At 60.1% G+C, this 3,682-nt stretch carries 4 protein-coding genes and 1 pseudogene; 3 read left to right on the top strand and 2 right to left on the bottom strand.

Translation table 11 applies throughout. From position 1 onward, the window contains the following. A pseudogene (locus AB4043_RS18155) lies at positions 1-344 on the bottom strand (dihydrofolate reductase family protein); the annotation flags it as partial. 168 nt (positions 345-512) lie between these two features. On the opposite strand from AB4043_RS18155, the gene AB4043_RS18150 reads away from it, so the two are divergent. Further along, positions 513-1,373, top strand: a complete 861-nt coding sequence (locus AB4043_RS18150) for an amidohydrolase family protein (RefSeq protein WP_442307703.1) — start codon at positions 513-515, stop codon at positions 1,371-1,373. A 56-nt stretch (positions 1,374-1,429) separates the two neighbouring features. Further along, the gene (locus AB4043_RS18145; RefSeq protein WP_442301381.1) at positions 1,430-1,630 is read left to right on the top strand and encodes a hypothetical protein; all 201 of its coding nucleotides are present in this window, start codon (positions 1,430-1,432) and stop codon (positions 1,628-1,630) included. A gap of 112 nt (positions 1,631-1,742) precedes the next feature. Here the strand turns inward: AB4043_RS18145 and AB4043_RS18140 are convergent, their stop codons facing one another. Beyond that, complete coding sequence (locus AB4043_RS18140) at positions 1,743-2,417, bottom strand: DsbA family protein (RefSeq protein WP_442301382.1); 675 nt, start codon at positions 2,415-2,417, stop codon at positions 1,743-1,745. Between the two features lie 131 nt (positions 2,418-2,548). Between AB4043_RS18140 and AB4043_RS18135 the strand changes: the two genes are divergently transcribed. Further along, a partial coding sequence (locus AB4043_RS18135; protein ID WP_442307702.1) for a TolC family protein occupies positions 2,549-3,682 on the top strand: 1,134 nt, incomplete at its 3' end.

The raw sequence follows: 3,682 nt of genomic DNA, 5'->3' as shown, positions 1-3,682 counted from the left end.
CGCTCATAGTGCGTCAGTACAAAGGTTGGTGTGTGATACGGCGGGTTGGGTCCCCACCAGCCCTTCCAGGAGTCATCCGGCCATGGTCCGCGGATCGGCCCGAACATGTTGCGGCCCAGGATAAAGGCGCCAAAGTTGTCCATCGCGCGATGGGCGAAGCTGTCGTCCACATCCGTGGAGCCGCCGCCGTCATCACTATGCATCGCCTTGAAGGTCCTGGTGTGAAAGAACCACTGAAAGATGTCAAAACCGCCCTTGCCCAGCGGATCGTTGAGACTCTGTTCCGGCCCTGCACTGAAGCCATCGATGGACACTCCAAATCCTGCGACACGAACCTTCGACATCAGCCCTCCCTAATGAGGCATATGGTGCGGCATCATGCTATCCGATGCGGCTGCCGGAACGTGAGATGCAGCCATTTGCAGGGGGAATCGCCACACGGTATCGTGTCTCTGCCGGGAGGAAGCATGCGTTACAGCCGCCGGGCCTTTCTCGCAAATACAGGAGCAGTCGTGGCAAGCGCTGTTCTCCCAGCGATGGCAGAAGCTGCCCCGCAGATCATCGATTCCCATGTTCATGTCTGGGTTAAGGATCCCCGATATCCGTTTGCCGAGGGAGCCAATGTGCCTGAGGGCGTGGACGCCTCGGTCGAGACGCTGCTGCGGCGCATGGAGGCCAACCAGGTCGCACGCACGGTCCTGATTCAGGTGTCCCATTACAGGTGGGACAACCGCTATCTGGTGGATTGCCTTACGCGCTTTCCGGGAAAGTTTGCCGGAGTCTGTCGCGTCAATCCCGAGGCCCCGGATGCCGCGGATCAGTTGATCTACTGGGTTTCACAGGGCTGCGACGGCGTGCGCTGGAGTCCTGCTGCCGATGCCTCCGGAGACTGGATTCGCGAACCGCGCATGTATTCGTTGTGGGCTCAGTGTGAGCGGCTGCATGTACCTATGACGCTGCTGCTGCCGGCTTCGCGGCTGCCGGACGTGCGTCCCTTGATCGACAAAAATCAGGGACTTACGGTCGTGATCGACCATATGGCCGACTGTCCCATCGGGGATACGGCTTCGCTTGCTAAGTTATTGGATCTAGCTCGTTATCCGCAGGTTTTCGTCAAGATCACGCACCTATGGTCGCTCTCGAGACAGAACTATCCGTTCCGCGACAGCTATGAGATGGTGGCGCGAGTCCGCGATGCCTTCGGTTCACAACGCATCATGGGCGGCACCGACTGGCCCATCAAGACAGAGCTTGCAAGTTACGAACAACGGCTGGCGCTCTATCGCGAAGAGATCCCGTTTTTCAATGCGGAAGAGCGGAAGGATGTTCTCTACCGCACCGTGCAGCGGGTGTGGCCGTCGGGCCCGAAGTGAATTGTGCAGCGTCTTTACGGACGGCTTATACTTTTCCGCATTCGGTCGGGGGCGACATGAAGTCACCGATATTGAAGACGGGCTACGGCAATCGCATCTTCCTTATGTTTGCTGCCAGGCGGCATACGTTCGACGAACAGGCGTTTCCAGCGAAAGAAGGGGTTGTATGGCCTATCGTCATCGCGGCACTGTTTGTCTTCGGCGCCGGCGTTATCTTCTTCACGCTTCTCAGTTTTTTCCGACACACCCTCCGCTAATAGGATTTGCCCTGTGAGCGCCATGCAGAGCTATCGCGGATATGTCGGTATGCCTCTGGGGATATAGAAAAGGCCGCCCGACGGGCGGCCTTTTTCTTGTGCGATCTGAAAGCTACTTCTTCGCGACCTTCTTGGTCTCGGCGGTGCTGCTGCCGGCCTGCGCCTTGGCGTTCTGGATGGCAGGCTCGATCTGTTCAAAGTCGGAGATCTGCTGGAACGCCTTGTCGGTGACTACCCAGATGGTCGGGGTCTGGTTGATGCCGATGCGGTCGCCCAGGGCACGGTCGGTCTTGACCTCGTTTGCCAGCTCGCCTTGCGGATCGACGACAAAGGGGAGCTGTTGTTTGCGGTCGGCCAGGAACTTCTGGGTGGCCCGCAGCAGGTCGTCCTTGCTGGCAATCATGTTCTGGTTCTGGAAGATAGCCAGACGGTACTGGTCGGCGATGTTTTTGCCGTTGGGCAGCTTGTCCTGCATGTAGCGGGCATAGACAGCCGCGTCAAAGCTCCAGATATGGGCTCCGCCCAGGGGGAAGTCCTTCATGACGACGGGGACGCCGTATTTCATGCCCAGCTCGTGGACGAGGGGGTAGGCGCGGGAGCAGGCCGGGCACTCCAGGTCGACAAACTCCCAGATGGCCACCTTGGCGCCGGCCGGGGGTTTCAGCATGGAGGTGTCTTTGAAGGTCGTCGAGGGCGCCTGGCCACTGACAAACTGGGCCATTGCCGGCACGGAGGCGGCGGTGGCGGTGAGGGCAAGGGCGAGCAGGAGCTTGGGTGTGCGCATCATAATGGGTTGGTTAAAGGACGTCGCCGAACAGCCGGGGCGAGCAAGCTGATTTTACTCGTTTTTGCCGCCGGGAGAATTTTGCGCAACCGTGCACGGGCGGAGACAATCTAACAACAGACGAACGCCTGAAGATGACACGACTAACACGCGCCATACGATCGGTTTTTGCTGCCCTGCCCCTCGCCGCTTCCCTTGTTCTGGCGCAGGACACGACCACAATTCCGCCGATCTCGAACCTTCCGGACGCTCCTTCCGCCTCTCAAACAAAATTCGACGGTGTGCCGATCGGTGTGGCCACCTCCGAGGTCCGGCGGCTGACGCTGGATGAGGCCATCCAGCTCGGCATGGAGCACAATGTGCAGCTCATCGTGGCGCGGCAGCAGCAGCGTTCGCTCCATGGTCAGGTGGGCACGGCCCTGCAGGCTATTACGCCAAACATGTCAATTCAGGGCACGGCCAACCGGGCAGAGATCAACCTGGCAGCTCAGGGTTTCAGCCCCAGCAAGGCAGGGAAACTGCTCACCGCCTTCGGAATTCCGGCATCGGCTATCCCCAGCATTGTGAAGGTCGACACGGTTACGGCGCAGGTCAACCTGCAGCAGTACCTGTTCAATATGCCCGCCATCGAGGTCTACCGTGCCGCTAAATCCCAGCAGCAGGTCGCCGACCTCAATACGGCCACGGTCCGAGGCGATGTGGTGCTCCAGGTAGGTACGACTTATCTCGGCATCCTGGCAGATGCGGCCAACGTCACCAACAATCAGGCTCTGCTGAAGCAGGAAGAAGAGGTCCTGCGCCAGTCGCAGGCGCAGCATGATGCCGGCGTTGGGACGAACCTTGACGTGCTGCGGGCGCGGTCACAGTACCAACAACAGCAGCAGGCGCTGATCAGCGCTGAGAATGCGCTGGCCAAGGACAAGATCTCGCTGAACCGCCTGATCGGCTTGCCGGCAAATCAGCCGATTGAGCTGACCGACATCGTTCCCTACTCCGAGCTGGCGCAGATGGCCCTCCCGGACGCCAAGAACCTTGCCTATCAGCGGCGGAAGGACTTCCTCCGCCTGCAGGCTCAGATCCGCGTCTATGAGCGCCAGCGCCGCGCCATCGCCTATGAGCGCCTTCCCGCCCTGAGCTTCGAGGGCAACTACGGTGTCACCGGCGGCTATATTCCCAATGCGGCTGCCAGCGGCCTGTACCATGGCACCTTCAGCGCGATGGCGAAGCTGGATGTGCCTATCTTTGCCGAGTCTCGCTTCCGGGGCGAC

Origin of the sequence: Terriglobus sp. YAF25 (genome assembly GCF_052113305.1) — a bacterium.
In the GTDB taxonomy this organism is placed as follows: Bacteria; Acidobacteriota; Terriglobia; order Terriglobales; family Acidobacteriaceae; genus Terriglobus.
The sequence above is the reverse complement of the archived record's forward strand: the minus strand, read 5'-3'. Positions and strand labels throughout refer to the sequence as shown.

What these genes read in the sequence shown, in the direction of transcription:
- AB4043_RS18145 (WP_442301381.1), top strand. Translation starts at nt 1,430, where the DNA reads ATGAAGTCACCGATATTGAAGACGGGCTACGGCAATCGCATCTTCCTT.
- AB4043_RS18140 (WP_442301382.1), bottom strand. Translation starts at nt 2,417, where the DNA reads ATGATGCGCACACCCAAGCTCCTGCTCGCCCTTGCCCTCACCGCCACC.